Consider the following 17,681-nt stretch of genomic DNA (forward strand, 5'->3'; position numbering starts at 1 on the left):
TGTGTTGGCAGTAAAAGCGAAAGACTTTGCAATCCTGATTGGTGTATTGATGATTGTCATCATGCTCATCATCCCGTTACCAGGGTTTTTACTAGATTTTTTAATCATCGTAAATATATTAATCGCCATCATGATTTTACTTGTGGCGATGAATGCACGAGAAGCGCTCGACTTCTCCGTATTCCCCTCTCTCTTATTGATTGTGACGTTGTTTCGTCTCGGACTGAACGTATCGACGACCCGTTCGATTCTTTCAAATGGGTACGGTGGGGAAGTTATTGCGACGTTCGGTGATTTCGTCATCGGAGGGAACGTCCTCGTCGGATTCGTCGTCTTCCTGATTCTCGTCATCATTCAATTTGTCGTCATCACGAAAGGGGCGGAACGTGTATCTGAAGTATCTGCACGTTTTACGCTTGATGCGATGCCAGGGAAACAGATGGCCATCGATGCCGATTTGAATTCAGGTTTGATTGACGACAAAGAAGCTCAGATGCGTCGCCGTAAAATTCAAAGTGAAGCGGATTTCTACGGATCGATGGATGGTGCGTCGAAATTCGTAAAAGGGGATGCCATCGCAGGCATCATCATCGTGACGATCAACTTGATCTTCGGGATTATCATTGGGGTCGTTCAAATGGGATTACCGGTCGGTCAAGCGTTCCAAACGTTTTCACTCATGACCATCGGGGATGGACTGGTGAGTCAAATTCCAGCCCTCTTGATTTCGACTGCGACCGGGATCATCGTGACACGTGCCGTTTCAGACGGAAACTTAGGAGAAGACGTGATTGACCAACTCGGACAAAATCCGTCACTCCTTTATATTGCAGGATCCATTGTCTTCATGCTCGGTTTTGTATCACCACCCCTTCTTCCTGTGACAATGATCATCGCGGGTACGGCATTCTTTGGTGCGTACACGATGAGACGGAACATTCGACAAGTGACAGAGGAACCAGTGATCGACGAAGATCCGTCCTCGATGGCACCGACTGAGTCCGTCGTCTCACTCTTACAAATCGACTCGATTGAATTCGAGTTCGGATACGGTTTAATTCCGCTTGCGGATGAATCACAAGGTGGCGACCTGTTAGACCGCGTCGTCATGATTCGTCGACAGCTCGCCCTTGAACTTGGTTTTATCTTACCGACGGTCCGGATTCGTGACCATTTGCAACTGTCACCGAACGCGTACCGAATCAAGGTAAAAGGAAACGTCGTTGCCGAAGGCGAGTTATTGCTTGACCATTACTTAGCCATGAGCCCAGGGATTGAAGACCCTGAAGTGTTTGGAATTGAAACGACTGAACCGGCATTCGGTCTCCCGGCTCTCTGGATTGATGAAGAGACACGAACCCGAGCCGAAATGAGCGGATATACCGTCGTCGATCCGCCATCCGTTGTCGCGACACACTTGACGGAGACGTTGAAGAAACATGCTGCGGATTTACTCGGCCGGGAAGAAACAAAGCAACTCGTTGAACATTTGAAGGAAACACATCCCGTGCTCGTGGAAGATGTCACGCCATCGGTCCTCTCGATTGGGGAAATTCAAAAAGTGTTACGACATCTCTTACAAGAGAATGTTTCGATTCGAAACTTGCCGCTATTGTTTGAAACGATGGCAGACTATGGGAAAGTGACGAAAGATGCAGAAATTTTGGGAGAGTATTGTCGTCAAGGGTTATCTCGCCAACTGACCGATCAAGTCAAACCACCGGAAGGTCCACTATATGTCGTGACACTCGGTGGACAGACGGAACAGACCGTTCAAGATGCGGTCCAAAAAACGGAATTTGGAAACTATTTGGCCCTCGACCCGGAGCAAGCTCGAGACATAATCGAGCGCACTGGCGAACAACTGTCGATGTTTGAACGATACGGGGCATCGGCTGTGATTTTATGCTCACCAACGATTCGCCTATTCGTTCGTCAATTGCTCGAACGGTATTATCCGGATGTGCCGGTACTGGCTTATAACGAACTGCTCAGTTCCGTCGAAGTGAAAAGTATTGGGGTGATTTAATATGCAAATTAAAAAGTTTACGGCGAAGACCATGAGTGACGCGATGGCGAAAGTGAAACAAGAACTTGGAGACGAAGCGGTCATCCTTAATTCGCGACAAGTGAAGTCAGGATGGTTCGGTCTCTTCGCATCTAAACAAGTGGAAGTCATCGCAGCGCTTGAGAAGGAACAGATTGTCACAAAGCCAAGGCAACCTGTTCAAGCTCAGACAGAACCGAAGCGACCTGTCGTCACACCGCCACCACGTGTGGTAGGAACGGCGCCGAAGCTACATGCCTCGTTACAGCACGTCGAATCATTGCTCTCGACCGAGTCTTTTGCGGATGAGTCGTGGGAAGAAACGCTGAACGAACTGTACTATACGACAAAATCTGTAGAAGAAGCGGAACGATATGTGTACGAACAAGTCAAATCGTCGTTCATTGAACCGCCTGGAGCGAAGCGTTACGTCATGGTCGTTGGACCGACAGGAGTAGGGAAGACGACCACGCTCGCTAAACTTGCAGCGCACTTCAAGTTAAAGGAAGGCAAAACGGTCGGACTGATCACGACCGACACCTATCGAATCGCTGCCATCGAACAGTTAAAGACGTACGCCGAAATCATGAGTATCCCGGTAGAGGTCGCATATGATTTTCACGACTTCAAACGGGCCAAGCAATTGTTTGCCCGAAAAGACATCGTGTTGATCGATACGGCTGGTCGAAATTTTCGTGACCCGGCTTACGTCGAACAGTTTCATGAACATCATGACTTCACGGAGACAAGCCTTTCGCTCGTGTTGAGTTTGACCTCCAAAATGAAGGACATGGACATGATTTATTCGCAATTCGAATCATTGCCCCTCAGCTCGCTCATATTTACGAAAGCGGACGAGACGAGTGACATCCATGCGATGTACCGTATGGTGAAAAGAAGCGGGCTTCCCGTCGCTTGGATGACAGACGGCCAGGAAGTGCCGGACGACTTGATTCCAGGTCAGGCGGATCTATTGACGAAACGACTGTTTGAGAAAGAAGGGTGGGCAAGATGGACCAAGCAAGGCGTTTAAGAGCAATCAATGATGCCCACCCGACCACCATCGCCTTTGCAAGTGGGAAAGGCGGGGTCGGAAAGACGAACGTCTGCGTGAACACGGCCATCGCCCTAGCAGAACTTGGGAAGCGGGTGTTGATCGTCGACTTTGATATCGGTATGGCCAATGTGCATATCTTAATGAATGCCATGAAGTCCAGAACGATGATCGAGACCGTAAAAGCTCGTATTCCATTGGCCGCAGCTGTTCAGAAAAATGTATATGGTGTCGATATATTACATGGAGGGAGTGGGCAAGACCAGCTCGTCCATCTCTCAGAGGATGACATGCAATTTCTCATGCGAGAGCTCGAAGTATTGACCGAATATGATTATGTCCTGTTCGATATGGGCGCTGGAGCGACGGACACCTCACTTCAATTCATCGCGGGGTGTGATGAGATGTTCTTAATTTTGACGCCAGAACCTACCTCGCTCATGGACGGTTACGCATATACGAAACTGGTGCACCATCAATACCCTGACTTGCCGCTTGGCGTCATCGTCAACCGAGCCCAGTCCGGGGAGGAAGCCCTTCAATGTTTCGAACGGATGGAAGTCGCATGCAAACAGTTTTTAAATAAGACGATTCGATTCCTTGGCTTTTTACCGGATGATGCCTCAGTCAGAAAGGCAGTCATCGCACAAGTCCCGTTTTATCAATACAACCGAAAAAGTGATATCAGCTGGCGCCTCGAACGAATTTTGACAACGCTTACGGGAACGCCTCCAAAACCACGTCACTTGATGGACCGTTTGATGGGGAACTTACGGAAACAGTGGAACCGAGTATAATGACAGGGAGGCAATTGAGATGGACGTGAATGAATACTTAGGGTTGTTTTTAGATGAATCCCAAGAACATATCCAATCGATCAACACGCAGTTACTTAAATTAGAACAATCAGGTGGAGCGGATGTTGTACAGGAAATCTTCCGGTCCGCACACACACTCAAAGGGATGTCTTCAACGATGGGGTATGAACGGGTCGCCAACTTGACCCATGAGATGGAAAGCGCACTCGACCTCGTCCGTGGGGGCAAGAAAGAAAGCAACCAACTTCTATTAGACACAATGTTCATCGCCATGGAACAAATGGAAGATATGATCGCGGACATCGAGAGTGGCGGAAAAGGCGCGAACGTGGATGTGTCAGAAACGGTCGCCGCCTTCCAATCCTTCATCGGTGGAAAAGAAGTCACGGTTGAAAAAACGTCAGAGACGAATACGTTTGAAGTTGATTTGTATACAAACTCGGTTATCGACCAAGCGAAACAAACAGGCTTTGAGGCGTTTCAAATCACGGTCAAATTATCTGACGCGGTCGTCTTGAAAGCGGCACGTGCGTACATGGTGTTCGATCGTCTTCAAGAACTTGGTGAGGTCGTACGGACGAACCCTGAAACGGAAGAGATTGAGCAAGAACAATTCGATTTGACGTTCGACGTCTTATTCTTGTCACAAGAGACGGCAGAAGTGATTGAACATGCGATTGGTCAAGTATCCGAAGTGGAACGTGTCGAAGTCCATGCGTTTGTACAATCAGCTGACAGTGAACCGGAAGTCGCGGTGACGGCAGAAACAATTGCACCAGAACCGGTCGTTCAAGCATCACCCGTTCAAGAAGAAGTGAAAGATACGAAAGAACAAGTGGCGGCGCAAGCTCAAGCGAAAACGATTCGTGTCAACTTAGAACGTATCGATCGTCTCATGAACTTGTTCGAAGAGTTCATTATCGATCGCGGACGTCTTGAGCGCTTGGCGGATGAAGTCGCTCAGCCGGAATTGAATGAAACGGTCGAAAAAATTAAACGAGGCACGAACGAGTTACAGTCACTCGTCCTGACGCTCCGGATGATGCCGATTGAGCAAGTGTTCAATCGTTTCCCACGAATGGTGCGTTCAGTCGCAAAAGAAATTCATAAAAAGGTCCAGTTGGACATCTCTGGTGCGGAAACAGAACTCGATCGTACGGTCATCGATGAAATCGGCGATCCGCTCGTCCACTTGATCCGTAACGCCATCGATCACGGTATCGAACGTCCGGAAGTACGTCTTCAAGCCGGAAAACCGGAACAAGGGATGCTTGCACTCCGTGCCTATCATGGAGGAAACCGTGTCTTCATCGAAATCGAGGACGACGGTGCTGGCATCAACGTCGATAAGGTTCGCTCAAAAGCACTAGAACGTGGAGTAATCTCGGATGAAGAAGCGACGATGATGTCTGAGAACGAATTGGCGATGTTGATTTTTGCTCCAGGCTTCTCGACGGCAGACGTGGTCACTGACTTGTCAGGACGCGGTGTCGGACTCGATGTCGTTAAAAATAAAATCGAATCACTCGGTGGTGTCGTTTCACTAGAGACAGTTGCGGGGCAAGGCACGAAATTCCAAGTCAGCTTACCGCTCACTCTCTCCATCATCTCGGCGATGCTCGTTCAAGTGGGAGAGGAATCGTATGCGATTCCATTAACATCAATTCTTGAGACGACATTGCTCGATGAAGCGGACATTTTGACGGCACACCGTGAGCGGGTGTTTGACTTCCGTGGTCAATTGGTCCCACTCGTCTATTTAAAAGAAATGTTTGGCATCGACTCGGAAACGAAATCGCAATTCCCAGTCGTTGTGGTCCGGAAAGGAAATAAACTTGTCGGTGTTGTCGTCAACGATTTGATTGGGCAACAAGAAATTGTCATGAAACCGCTCGGTACGTATCTTGAAGGGATTCCGGCTATCTCTGGTGCGACTATTCTTGGTGACGGTCGCGTCGCTCTTATTGTAGATAGTAATGATCTCTTTTAAGGAGGAATATAGATGGAACAGAAATGGGTAGTTTTTTCACTTGAAGAAAATACGTACGGAATCGACGTACAGTCGGTCCGTTCAATCGAGCGACTTCAGCCGATCACGCGGGTGCCGAACGCCCCGTCACATGTGAAAGGGGTCATCAACCTTCGCGGTGTCGTCACGCCGGTCATTGACCTTCGCTTACGTCTCGGCTATGAAGAAATCGAGCCAACGGATGAGACACGCATCCTGATCGCCTCGTTGAATCAAGGAGATGCTGGATTTATCGTTGATCGTGCGAACGAAGTCGTAGAAAGTGATGAAGTTCGCATCGAACCGATTCCGGAATCGAGCCGCGATATGCTTTCGGCTCATTTGACGGCCATCGCCAAAGGAGAAGACAAACTCTTCTCATTACTCGATGCGAACGCGTTGTTCGAGGAACAGTATGCTGAGTGAGTTTGAACAAGACCTGTTAAAGGAACTGGGAAATATAGGGTCTGGTCATGCGGCGACTGCCTTGTCCGCCATGCTCTCAAAACCCGTGAACATTACCGTGTCTTCTGCTGAGATGGAGCCGATCACGTATTTGCCCGATCGAGTCGGGGGTCCAGAACGACATGTTGCCTCGGTCTTGTTGGAATTAGATGGTGACATTCGTGGAATGATTCTCATTTTGTTCGCCGTCGAAGATGCCGAGCAAATGGTCTCGACGTTAATCGGGATGCCATACTCATTCGATTCAGTCGATGAACTTGGTCAGTCGGCTTGGGAAGAGGTCGGGAATATCATGAGCGGTGCTTATGCCCGAGCACTCGGCGACTGGTTACAGACACCGATTATGATTCAAGTGCCGGCAACGGCCATCGATATGGCAGGTTCGATTGTCGAATTTGTCGTCACTTCGGTTCAACCAGAGGAAGATTCGGCCCTATATATTGATACGACATTTATGATTGATCAAAAAGTAAGTGCAGGACATGTGTTGTTCCTACCGACACATGGATCGCTAAAACGGATTCAAGAACGGTTGCTTGGCCATGGCTGAAGTATTAAAAATCGGCATTGCTGAATGGAAGCAGACAACTGCACCGAATCGGTTACGTACAGCCGGACTCGGATCGTGTGTGGGTGTCATTTTATATGACACCCGCCTCCAATTGGCGGCTATGGCGCATGTCATGTTACCGGATTCGACGATTGCTCGGAAGAATCAAGCGATTGAAGTAGGAAAATATGCGGATACTGCCATCGATACGCTCGTCCATTCATTGAAACGTGATGGAGCGACGCGGCTACAAGCGAAGATGGCTGGCGGCGCTCAAATGTTTCAATTTAAATATGAGAATGAGGCCATGCGAATCGGTGAGCGAAACGCCGAGGCCATTCGTCAGGCATTAAAAGTACATCGGATCCCGCTCGTTGCAGAAGATTGCGGCGGACATAACGGGCGGACGATCGAGTTTGACGTCGCGACATCCGTCTTATCAATTCGGACGGTGAGCGTGGGTACGAAAGAACTATAAGGGGGGATCGACATGACGACTCATCTTACACAGTTGTGGGATCGCTGGAATACGGACCGTGATATGGATACAGCAAACGAACTACTAGCACATTACGAGTTTCTCATCCACTACCACGTACAACGGATGATCGTGACGCTTCCAAAGAGCGTCGAACGCGACGAATTGAAAAGTTTGGGTTACATGGGATTGTACGATGCCCTTATGAAATATGATCCAGAGCACAACAACAAATTCGATACGTATGCTGCGTTTCGGATTCGAGGAGCCATTATCGATGGGTTACGAAAAGTGGACTGGTTGCCTCGGTCGGTCCGAGAAAAAGTGAAAAAAATCGATCACGTGGCAGAACAGCTAGAGCAGTCGTTGCATCGTGCACCGACAAAGAGCGAGTTAGCATCAGCATGCGACTTGCCGATTTCTGAAATCGAAAGAACGATGGCGGAAGGGTATTTTGCCAATATGTTGTCGATTGATGAGGCTGTGACGTTGCAAGAAGAAGGAAAAGTCATGTCTGTCACGTATTTCGACCCTGATTCGGAAAAACCGGAAGATACGTTATTGCAACGTGAATTGATTGACGTTCTAGCTGCAGAAATCGATCATTTATCTGAAAAAGAGCGGCTCGTCGTTTCCTTATTTTATTTTGACGAATTGACACTGACAGAAATCGGAGAAGTGCTTGAACTATCAACATCCCGGATTTCACAGATTCATTCTAAGGCGTTGAAAACATTGAAGCTCGCGCTCGGGCGGTCGTATTTAGAAGAAAAGACATCGTAAGGAGATGAACAAGTGTATATTATATATGTGAGCATGGCTTGTTTGGTTGCTTACGGTTTTTTGTTCGGCTACCGTCAAGTCCAAGCGCTTCAGGAACGAGTCGAACGGCTTGAACGGGAGAAGCAAGAGACCGAAACGTTGCTTCTCTCATTCATGGAGTCGATGAACGACCTCGTCGTTCAGGAACCCACTGAACGTTCGAACGTGATTCAACAAGAGGAGCCAACACCTCTCAACGAGTCCGTTCAAACGATCGAAGAAGAGACAGAAGAAATAAAACCGTCCGCGTCAATCGACGTGGACGATGTCTTGTTGCGACACTCCGTTCGGGACGCTGCCCGAATCCTCGGAAAAGGAGAGGGCGAACTCGCGCTCTATGCGAAACTTCGTAAAAAGTGAGAGTTGCCGGATTTCGTGACATATGCTATAGTAGTTCTCGGTGTTAAACACATCACACACGTCTCGGGATGGTATTCCTCGGTGCCGAAAGGTCGGAATACAAAGATGAACGAGGCGGAGGACTTTTTTAAACCACAAGGAGGAAATTTATCATGGCAGTAATTTCAATGAAGCAATTGCTTGAAGCTGGTGTACACTTCGGTCACCAAACACGCCGTTGGAACCCAAAAATGGCGAAATACATCTTCACAGAGCGTAACGGGATCTACATCATCGACCTTCAAAAAACGGTCAAAAAAGTAGACGAAGCTTACAACTTTGTTCGTGAACTCGCGGCAGAAGGCGGAAACGTCCTCTTCGTTGGTACGAAAAAACAAGCTCAAGATACAATCAAAGAAGAAGCAATCCGTTCTGGAATGTTCTTCATTAACGAGCGTTGGTTGGGTGGAACACTCACTAACTTCTCAACAATCAAAAAGCGTATTAACCGCTTGAAGCAACTCGAAAAAATGGAAGAAGACGGCACGTTCGAAGTACTTCCTAAGAAAGAAGTCATCATCTTGAAAAAAGAAATGACTCGTCTTGAGAAGTTCCTCGGCGGAATCAAGGACATGCCTGGTGTGCCTGACGCCCTCTTCATCGTTGACCCACGTAAAGAGCGTATCGCAATCGCGGAAGCTCACAAATTGAACATCCCAATCGTTGCGATTGTCGACACAAACTGTGACCCAGACGAAATCGACTACGTCATTCCAGCGAACGACGATGCAATTCGTGCAGTTAAATTGCTCACTTCGAAGATGGCTGATGCAATCATCGAAGCGAAGCAAGGTGAAGAAGAAGTTGCTGAAGAAGCTGTAGCGACAGAAACTGAAGCTACAGAAGCTGAGTAATCAGTGAGACAATAGGTGATAAAGGGAAAGCCTTTTATCACCTTTTTTTAGGACATGTAATCAAAAAGCCCTGTGCTTTTCTTAAAAAATTGTTAGTTTTACAAGGAGGAATTTCCGATGGCAGTTACAGCAGCAATGGTAAAAGAACTTCGTGAAAAAACAGGAGCAGGAATGCTCGATTGCAAAAAAGCACTCGTTGAAACAGACGGTGACATGCAAGCAGCAATCGATTTCCTTCGTGAAAAAGGAATCGCTAAAGCAGCAGCAAAAGGTGATCGTATCGCCGCTGAAGGTTTGACAGCAGTAGCAGTTGAAGGCAACAAAGCTGTGCTCGTCGAAATCAACTCAGAAACAGACTTCGTTGCGAAAAACGAGAAGTTCCAAACGCTCGTAAACAACGTTGCAAAAGCAGTACTCGCATCAGGCGCAACAACTGCTGAAGCTGCACTTGCAGCTGAGTACGAAGCAGGTAAAACACTTGAAACGTACATCCAAGAAGAAGCTTCTACAATCGGAGAGAAAATCTCACTCCGTCGTGTAGCTGTTCTTGAAAAAGCTGACGATGCTGTATTCGGTACGTACCTCCACATGGGTGGTCGCATCGGTTCAGTCGTTGTCATCGACGGCACATCTGACGAAACAGTTGCAAAAGATGTTGCTATGCACGTTGCTGCAGCACGTCCACTTTACGCGACACGCGATGAAGTATCAGCTGAAGAAATCGACCGCGAGAAGAAAGTCTTGACTGAGCAAGCACTTAACGAAGGCAAACCTGCTAACATCGTTGAGAAAATGATTGCTGGTCGTATGAACAAGTACTTCGAGGAAATCTGCCTCGTTGACCAAACGTTCGTAAAAGACAGCGACTTCAAAGTTGGTAAGTACGTAGAATCAAAAGGCGGAAAAATCAACTCGTTCGTACGCTTCGAAGTAGGAGAAGGTATGGAGAAACGTGAAGAGAACTTTGCTGAAGAAGTTATGAACCAACTTAAAAAATAATCTGCATCATCATTTGTGATGCAACTAAAATTGGGAACACGTCTGTATCACCTTGAGTTAGTTCGTTAAGGGAGCGTGTTCCCTTTTTTCAAGCAAGAGGAGGCAAAGTTATGGAACCGAAATATAAACGAATTGTGTTAAAATTGAGTGGAGAAGCGCTCGCTGGAGATCAAGGTTATGGGATTGACCCTAACATTGTAAACTCCATCTCAAATCAAATTAAAGAATTGATTGAGATGGGTGTAGAAGTCGCCGTTGTTGTAGGTGCCGGAAACATTTGGCGTGGAAAGACGGGCAGTGAACTCGGCATGGACCGGGCCAATGCAGATTACATGGGTATGCTCGCGACTGTATTGAATTCACTTGCTCTTCAAGATAGCCTTGAAACGTACGGTGTCCAAACGCGTGTCCAAACATCAATTGAAATGCGACAAGTTGCTGAACCATACATTCGTCGTCGCGCAATGCGTCATCTTGAAAAAGGGCGCGTCGTCATTTTTGCGGCCGGTACAGGAAACCCATATTTCTCAACGGACACGACAGCTGCCCTTCGTGCAGCTGAAATCGAAGCTGATGTCATTTTAATGGGTAAAAACAATGTAGACGGCGTCTATTCTGCCGATCCGAAATTGGATGCAACGGCAGTGAAGTACGATACGTTGTCTTATCTTGACGTCTTAAAAGACGGCCTCCAAGTTATGGACTCGACGGCAACGTCACTTTGTATGGACAACCACATTCCATTGATTGTATTCTCATTGCTTGAAGAAGGTAATATTAAACGTGTCGTTCTCGGGGAGCATATCGGAACGGTAGTAGGAGGAGTCAATTCATGAGTGTCAAAGAAGTATTGAAAACAGCTGAAGAAAAAATGGAAAAAGCGCATTCTTCACTTAAACGTGATTTTGGAACGCTTCGCACTGGCCGTGCCAGCGCATCGATTTTGGATCCTGTCCAAGTTGATTACTACGGTGTCCCAACACCTCTCAATCAAGTGGCCAACATCAATACACCGGAAGCGCGTCTTCTTTTGATTCAACCATGGGATAAATCGTTGGTTTCTGAAGTGGAAAAAGCGATTCAAAAGGCAGACCTCGGCTTGTCTCCATCATCTGACGGTACAGTCATCCGTTTGGCTATTCCTGCATTGACGGAAGAACGTCGTAAAGAGTTAGTTAAAGTCACGAAAAAATATGCGGAAGAAGCGAAAGTCGCTGTCCGTAACGTTCGTCGTGACGCTAACGAAAACTTGAAGAAACTCGAGAAAGATGGCGAGTTAACTGAAGACGACCTCCGCGGATATGCAGATGACGTTCAAACGTTGACGGATTCGTATATTAAGAAGATTGATGAATCTGCAGCAGTTAAAGAAAAAGAAATCATGGAAGTGTAATCACGGAAGTGGTATACCAAAAAGCTGTGTGGGGACCCTTTTTCTGAGAGGGTCCTTCTTTCATACAATCAGGAGGATAATAGAATGTTTAAATGGGTGAATCCTAAAACCAAAATCGAGGCGGAGTTGAGTGTTCCTGAGCACGTAGCCATCATCATGGATGGAAATGGACGCTGGGCCAAAAAACGTGGTCTTCCTCGCATCATGGGTCACCGGGAAGGGATGAAATCCATCCGGGAAGCAGTTCGAACTGCTCAAGAACTTGGAATTCAATCTCTCACGTTGTATGCGTTCTCTACAGAGAACTGGACTCGTCCGGAAGAAGAAGTCTCATTCTTGATGAAATTACCGAAACAGTTTTTGGAGACCGATTTAAGAGAACTCCATGAACAGAATGTACGGGTGCTCGTTGCAGGAGATACGTCGAAACTTCCTCGAGAGACGCGAGAGGCTGTTGATGAGGCAAGAGAACGTACCATTGCCAACACGGGGTTACAACTCGTTTTTGCTCTGAATTATGGCGGACGCGATGAACTTGTACAGGCTATGCGTCGTATCGCTGAAGACGTACAGTCTGGATTGATTCAACCTGATGCCATCGACGATCACATGATTGGTGAACGATTGATGACCCACGTTCAAGATGTGGACCTCATCATTCGGACGAGTGGTGAACAACGACTCTCGAACTTTTTATTATGGCAAAGCGCATATGCAGAACTCCATTTCACAGAGGTGCTGTGGCCGGAATTTAAGCGTGAGCATTTTGTAGAAGCGATTGAATCATATAACGCGCGCACGCGGCGTTTTGGTGGGGTGTAACATGAAGACACGAATTATAACAGGACTATGGGCAGGTGCCATTTTTATCACGGTCATCGCGCTCGGGGGAAACGCCTTTGTCTCACTGATGGGAATTCTTGCGCTGATTGGACTGAGCGAGTTCACGTTAATGCGAAAGCATAAATTATTGGCATTCCCGTTTTTAGTGACGGCACTACTTGTGGCGTTTCCATTCATCTTATTGTTATTAGAAAAACATATCGTCACGGACGACCTCCCGTTCTCGGTCGAACAGTGGCTCGTATTGGGCCTCGTTCTACTGTTGTTTTGGACGGTCGTCACAAAAAATCGATTCACGTATGAAGATGCCAGCTTCTATTTCGTTTCAGCTGTCTATTTAGTTGTCGGTTTCATCAGCTTTGCACTCGTCCGACTGTCTGACGATGGTCTATCCAAAGTGTTGCTCATCTTGTTCATGATTTGGGCGACGGATTCAGGTGCATACTTTACCGGCAAGGCGTTCGGAAAAGCTAAATTGTGGCCGTCTATCAGTCCGAACAAAACGATTGAAGGGGCAATTGGAGGCATTGTTTCTGCGATTGTACTCGGTGTCATCTTCGTTTTGGTTGATCCGATCTTGCCCGTTGTAGAAGTGCTCATCTTGGCAATTGTTGTGGCTGTCGTCGGTCAACTCGGCGATTTAGTACAATCTGCATATAAACGTCAATTTGGTGTGAAGGACTCAGGTCATCTCTTACCAGGGCATGGAGGAATTTTAGATCGATTTGATAGTATGATTGCGGTCTTTACCGTCATTTGGGTGTTTAATCTGCTATAAAAAGGAGTGTCGAGATGAAGCGAATTAGCTTAATTGGGGGAACTGGTTCGATTGGCGTACAAACATGTGACGTCATCGAACAGCATCCCGACCTGTTTGAACTTGAGGCGTATGCGTTTGGAACGAACGTCGATGTCGCTACAGAATGGATCAATCGACTTAGACCAAAATATGTATCAGCGACAAGCATCGAGGTACTTGAACAATTAAAGCCTCGCCTTACATACGAACCGTTGTATTTCATTGGTTCGGAGGGCTTGAAAGAATGTGCGACGGCTGAACGGGCTGATATCGTCGTCACTGCAGTCGTTGGAGCAGTTGGGCTCGAACCAACGCTCGCAGCGATTCAAGCAGGTAAAGATATTGCGCTCGCTAATAAAGAAACACTCGTCACCGCCGGGCATCTCGTCAAGGCGGCGGTGAAAGAACATGGAGTCAAATTGTTGCCAGTCGACAGCGAACATTCTGCTATTTTCCAATGCTTGAACGGCGAGCGGAGAGAAGACGTTTCAAAAATCATATTAACGGCTTCGGGTGGTAGTTTCCGCGATCGCTCTCGGGAAGAGTTGTCTGATGTAACAGTCGAAGATGCATTGAACCATCCAAACTGGTCGATGGGGGCGAAAATCACCATTGATTCGGCAACGATGTTTAATAAAGGACTTGAGGTCATCGAGGCACACTGGCTATTCGATATCGATTATAATGATATTGAAGTCATCTTGCATCGTGAATCGATCATTCATAGCATGGTAGAATTCAAAGATGCCGCCGTGATGGCCCAGCTTGGAAACCCGGATATGCGCGGCCCCATCCTATATGCATTATCAGGACCGAAGCGGCTTGAAATTGAGGGGAATAAGCGGTTAAACTTGAAGGAAATCGGAAAGCTACATTTTGAAGAAGCTGATTTTGAGCGCTATCCAGCACTTCGATTAGCGTTCGAAGCAGGTAGGGCCGGTGGTACGATGCCGACTGTCCTGAACGCAGCCAATGAAGTGGCAGTGGACCTATTCTTAAACGGTCATATTACGTTTTTAGAAATTGAACGAATCGTTGAAGAGGCAATGACTCGACATGAAGTGATTGCGCATCCGACGCTCGAACAAATTTTAGAAGTGGACCGAGTAGTACGTCAACAGATTCAGCAAGGAATTGAAGGTGGGGAATAAATCATGACGACTTTTATCGCCATCGTTTTGATGTTTGGCGTTCTCATTTCAGTACATGAGTGGGGACACCTCGTCATGGCGAAACGGGCAGGCATTCTCTGTCACGAGTTTGCGATTGGCTTTGGACCAAAAATTGTTTCATTCCGTAAAAATGAAACGCTCTATACCATTCGACTTTTGCCGATTGGCGGATATGTCAAAATGGCCGGGGAAGATTTCGAACCGATTGAAGTCCGTGCGGGTCAGCATGTCGGACTCCGTCTAACCGAAACAGGAACAGTGGACCGCGTCTATTTCCAACCGGATACGGCTACTGATGTCCAAGTCGTCGGAACCGTCGATAAGTTTGATTCGACGCACGAGTTGAAAGTGCAACTTCTCATCGACGAAGAAGTACGTGTTTACTCGTTAGAACGAGATACACTTCTTGTCGACCAGGGCATGGAAATTCAAATCGCACCGCATGATCGAACATTTGGAGCCCAGTCGGTTTGGAAGCGTGTCTTGGCGATTGCAGCCGGTCCGGCGATGAACTTCGTATTAGCGTTCATCTTGCTTGTTATTGTCGGTCTCGTTCAAGGTACTCCAACGAACGATGGTCAAATCGGTACCGTTCAACCGGATTCAGCCGCAGATGAGGCAGGATTAATGAGCGGTGATGAGATTGTATCGATTGAAGGGAAGCAAATTACGGATTGGCTCGATTTACGTTCGGTTTTAGCTGATCGAGCGGATACCCCTACGGAAGTCACATACATCCGCGATGGCGAAGAAGAAACAATCACGCTAACTCCACAAGCTGTCGAGCAAAACGGAGAGACGGTCGGGATACTCGGTGTCACGAACGCGCTCGAACGATCACCGGTCAAAGCTGTGACGACGGGGGCGGAAACGACATGGACTATGTCGACGCTCATCTTCTCTGCTGTCGGTGATTTGGTGACAGGACAAGTCGGTGTCGATCAATTGGCAGGTCCTGTTGGGATTGTCCGGATGACAGATGAAGTGGCGGCGAGCGGATTGATCATGCTGTTGAACTGGACAGCGCTTCTTTCCGTCAACCTTGCCATCTTCAACTTGCTCCCATTGCCAGCGTTAGACGGAGGACGCTTGATTTTCCTCTTGTTCGAAGCGGTACGGGGACGTCCAATCGATCCGAAGAAGGAAGGATTCGTCCACTTTATCGGATTCGCACTCTTGATGATTTTAATGTTGATTGTCACTTGGAACGACATTCAATCATTCTTTAAATAAGCTGTTTGTAGAGAAGGGAAACGTTGAACTGTATGAAACAATCTAGATTGCTCATGCCTACATTGAGAGAAGTACCGGCTGACGCCGAAGCGGTCAGCCATCAACTTCTCGTCCGTGGAGGATTCATCCGTCAAAATGCGGCAGGAATCTATTCATATCTTCCACTCGGACATCGTGTGTTACACAACATCCAAACGATCATCCGTGAAGAGATGAATCGTGCCGGTGCACAGGAGTTATTGATGCCTGCCATTCAACCGGCAGAACTTTGGGAAGAGACAGGACGATGGGGCATTTACGGCCCTGAATTGATGCGGTTGACGGATCGTCATGATCGTCGCTTCGCACTCGGCGCGACACATGAAGAATTGATCACATCGATCGTCCGAGATGAACTCAACTCGTATAAAAAACTTCCGATGAATCTGTATCAAATTCAAACGAAGTATCGCGACGAGCGTCGTCCACGCTTCGGGTTGCTTCGTGGACGTGAGTTCTTGATGAAAGATGCATACTCATTCCATGCGACACAAGAGGACTTGGACGAAGAGTATACAAACATGTATAACGCGTACTCACGCATCTTCGACCGTACAGGACTTAAATATCGTCCAGTCGTCGCAGACTCTGGTGCAATCGGCGGGAAAGACACACACGAATTCCAAGCACTCGCGGACATCGGGGAAGACACGATTGTCTATACCGACACATCAAACTATGCGGCAAACATTGAGATGGCCGAAACACTTGATCGTTATGAGATGCAACAAGCTGACGTTCGTCCGCTCAAAAAAGTGGACACGGAAGAAAATCGTACGATTGAAGATGTGGCGGCGTTCTTAAATGTGGATCCGAAGACGACAATCAAGTCTGTCTTGTTTAACGTGGATGGCGATACTGTCATGGCAATTGTTCGTGGCGACCATGAAGCGAATGAAGTCAAAGTGAAGAACGCACTCGGTGGACTCGACATTCAACTTGAAGAAGAAGCGAAAATCGTTGAGTTGTTCAACTGTGCGCCAGGTACACTAGGACCAATCAACGCTCCGGTCAAAGTCGTTGCTGACTATGCGGTCAAGTACTTAGTGAATGCTGTCTGTGGTGCAAACGAGGCGAACACACATTACACGGGTGTAAACGCTGCGCGCGACCTTGCCGAGATGACATACCACGATTTACGTTTCGTTGTCGAAGGTGATTTGGCACCGGATGAGTCTGGTCCAGTTCGTTTTGCTCGTGGAATTGAAGTGGGGCAAGTATTTAAACTCGGAACACGATATTCAGAAGCGATGGGTGCGACATTCCTCAACGAAGAGGGTCGTGCCGAACCACTCATCATGGGTTGCTACGGCATCGGAGTGTCACGTACACTTTCAGCCATCGTCGAACAACATCACGACGACCGTGGAATCGTTTGGCCACGTAACGTGGCGCCGTTCGATCTCCATTTGATTGCGATCAACGCAAAAGATGAGACTCAAGTCGAGTTGGCGAACCGTCTTTATGAAGAGCTCGGTCAAACATACGATGTCTTGTTCGACGACCGAAAAGAACGTGCGGGCGTCAAGTTTGCGGATGCAGATTTGATCGGACTTCCGATTCGCGTGAACGTCGGGAAAAAAGCCGGTGAAGGCATCGTTGAAGTGAAAGTACGTGCAACAGGTGAAGTGATTGAAACATCAATCGATGAATTGAAACAAGTCATCGCTTCAAAATTGAGCGAAGTTCATTAATGGATGAAGGTGAC

General features: G+C 47.5%; 18 protein-coding genes. All 18 read left to right on the forward strand.

The window, feature by feature from the left end:
* The first annotated feature begins 4 nt into the window (after window positions 1-4).
* Window positions 5-2,029 carry a flagellar biosynthesis protein FlhA gene (gene flhA / locus KNO90_RS09550; RefSeq protein ID WP_285800731.1) on the forward strand — a complete coding sequence of 675 codons (2,025 nt, stop codon included), beginning with the start codon at window positions 5-7 and terminating at the stop codon, window positions 2,027-2,029.
* Between the two features lies 1 nt (window position 2,030).
* Entirely contained in the window at window positions 2,031-3,080 is a 1,050-nt protein-coding gene (locus KNO90_RS09555; RefSeq protein ID WP_215113492.1) for a flagellar biosynthesis protein FlhF, read from the forward strand.
* Complete coding sequence (locus tag KNO90_RS09560; RefSeq protein ID WP_214776860.1) at window positions 3,059-3,898, forward strand: MinD/ParA family protein; 840 nt, start codon at window positions 3,059-3,061, stop codon at window positions 3,896-3,898. Before KNO90_RS09555 ends, KNO90_RS09560 begins: the two co-directional genes overlap by 22 nt.
* A 19-nt stretch (window positions 3,899-3,917) precedes the next feature.
* Window positions 3,918-5,909, forward strand: a complete 1,992-nt coding sequence (locus KNO90_RS09565; RefSeq protein ID WP_214740137.1) for a chemotaxis protein CheA — start codon at window positions 3,918-3,920, stop codon at window positions 5,907-5,909.
* Between the two features lie 12 nt (window positions 5,910-5,921).
* Window positions 5,922-6,353, forward strand: coding sequence for a chemotaxis protein CheW (locus tag KNO90_RS09570; protein ID WP_015881410.1), 432 nt, complete (start codon window positions 5,922-5,924; stop codon window positions 6,351-6,353).
* Window positions 6,343-6,942, forward strand: coding sequence for a chemotaxis protein CheC (locus tag KNO90_RS09575; RefSeq protein ID WP_214740139.1), 600 nt, complete (start codon window positions 6,343-6,345; stop codon window positions 6,940-6,942). Before KNO90_RS09570 ends, KNO90_RS09575 begins: the two co-directional genes overlap by 11 nt.
* Entirely contained in the window at window positions 6,935-7,420 is a 486-nt protein-coding gene (locus tag KNO90_RS09580) for a chemotaxis protein CheD (RefSeq protein WP_214740141.1), read from the forward strand. The genes KNO90_RS09575 and KNO90_RS09580 overlap by 8 nt, the downstream gene beginning before the upstream one ends.
* Window positions 7,421-7,432: 12 nt before the next feature.
* Window positions 7,433-8,203 (forward strand): FliA/WhiG family RNA polymerase sigma factor, encoded by a 771-nt coding sequence (locus KNO90_RS09585; RefSeq protein WP_214740143.1) that lies wholly within the window; start codon window positions 7,433-7,435, stop codon window positions 8,201-8,203.
* Window positions 8,204-8,215: 12 nt separating this feature from the next.
* The gene (locus KNO90_RS09590) at window positions 8,216-8,602 is read left to right on the forward strand and encodes a hypothetical protein (RefSeq protein ID WP_214740145.1); all 387 of its coding nucleotides are present in this window, start codon (window positions 8,216-8,218) and stop codon (window positions 8,600-8,602) included.
* 152 nt (window positions 8,603-8,754) lie between these two features.
* Window positions 8,755-9,495, forward strand: a complete 741-nt coding sequence (gene rpsB, locus KNO90_RS09595; protein WP_215113493.1) for a 30S ribosomal protein S2 — start codon at window positions 8,755-8,757, stop codon at window positions 9,493-9,495.
* Window positions 9,496-9,612: 117 nt separating this feature from the next.
* On the forward strand, window positions 9,613-10,494 hold the full coding sequence (gene tsf, locus KNO90_RS09600) for a translation elongation factor Ts (RefSeq protein ID WP_078146717.1): 882 nt from the start codon (window positions 9,613-9,615) through the stop codon (window positions 10,492-10,494).
* 110 nt (window positions 10,495-10,604) lie between these two features.
* Window positions 10,605-11,330, forward strand: coding sequence for a UMP kinase (gene pyrH / locus KNO90_RS09605; protein ID WP_214740153.1), 726 nt, complete (start codon window positions 10,605-10,607; stop codon window positions 11,328-11,330).
* Window positions 11,327-11,887 (forward strand): ribosome recycling factor, encoded by a 561-nt coding sequence (gene frr, locus KNO90_RS09610; RefSeq protein ID WP_214740155.1) that lies wholly within the window; start codon window positions 11,327-11,329, stop codon window positions 11,885-11,887. The genes pyrH and frr overlap by 4 nt, the downstream gene beginning before the upstream one ends.
* A gap of 84 nt (window positions 11,888-11,971) precedes the next feature.
* Window positions 11,972-12,709, forward strand: a complete 738-nt coding sequence (locus tag KNO90_RS09615) for an undecaprenyl pyrophosphate synthase (protein WP_214740157.1) — start codon at window positions 11,972-11,974, stop codon at window positions 12,707-12,709.
* A 1-nt stretch (window position 12,710) separates the two neighbouring features.
* Window positions 12,711-13,508: a phosphatidate cytidylyltransferase gene (locus KNO90_RS09620; protein WP_215113494.1), complete on the forward strand. Its 798-nt coding sequence runs from the start codon at window positions 12,711-12,713 to the stop codon at window positions 13,506-13,508.
* Window positions 13,509-13,522: 14 nt separating this feature from the next.
* Window positions 13,523-14,680, forward strand: coding sequence for a 1-deoxy-D-xylulose-5-phosphate reductoisomerase (gene dxr / locus KNO90_RS09625; RefSeq protein WP_214740161.1), 1,158 nt, complete (start codon window positions 13,523-13,525; stop codon window positions 14,678-14,680).
* Between the two features lie 3 nt (window positions 14,681-14,683).
* Window positions 14,684-15,934, forward strand: coding sequence for an RIP metalloprotease RseP (rseP, locus tag KNO90_RS09630; protein WP_214740163.1), 1,251 nt, complete (start codon window positions 14,684-14,686; stop codon window positions 15,932-15,934).
* A gap of 32 nt (window positions 15,935-15,966) precedes the next feature.
* On the forward strand, window positions 15,967-17,667 hold the full coding sequence (locus tag KNO90_RS09635; RefSeq protein WP_215113539.1) for a proline--tRNA ligase: 1,701 nt from the start codon (window positions 15,967-15,969) through the stop codon (window positions 17,665-17,667).
* Window positions 17,668-17,681 lie beyond the last annotated feature (14 nt).

This window comes from Exiguobacterium sp. s63, assembly GCF_018617335.1.
Classification (GTDB): Bacteria; Bacillota; Bacilli; order Exiguobacteriales; family Exiguobacteriaceae; genus Exiguobacterium.